Annotated in this window: 1 protein-coding gene; it reads right to left on the reverse strand. The window is 38.0% G+C overall.

The window, feature by feature from the left end:
• The coding region (locus IE260_RS43550) for a 3,4-dihydroxy-2-butanone-4-phosphate synthase (protein ID WP_189881051.1) at positions 1-523 on the reverse strand (523 nt) is incomplete at both ends.

Genomic DNA, 523 nt, shown 5'->3' on the forward strand with positions numbered 1-523 from the left:
TATCCCCAAATTTTTTAACACTAACGCCCCAATCCCAAAATCTTTAACGATATTGTTTTCTTTAGCATGCGTGTTCATAAAGATCAAATAACCCCCTTCGCGCTTTAAATATTCTAAAGCCTTAAAAAACACTTCAAACGCGCCAGTCGTTAAAAAATCAAAATCCTCTTTGATAGGGTGGAAACGCACTAAAGGGGCTAAATCATTGGTTTTTGCACCCTTAAACTTAAAAGCGTAATGGTTTTTTTGCTGGTGGTCTAAAAAAGTGTAGCATTGCGTTTGGTGTTTTAAAAATTCCCTTTCTTCTTGACAAAACATTTTCAGCAAACTTTCATTTTCCAAACGATAGCTAATCAAATCAGAAACATAGAGGGTTTTGAGGTTGTGCTTTAGGGCAAAATCGCTCAAAAATTTATCCCCTCTCCTCGCCATAGAGCCGTCTTCTTTCATGATTTCACAAATCACGCTCACGGGCTTTAATCCAGCTAATTTGCATAAATCCACGCTCGCTTCAGTATGGCCC

The organism is Streptomyces viridiviolaceus, assembly GCF_014650995.1.
Classification (GTDB): domain Bacteria; phylum Actinomycetota; class Actinomycetes; order Streptomycetales; family Streptomycetaceae; genus Streptomyces; species Streptomyces viridiviolaceus.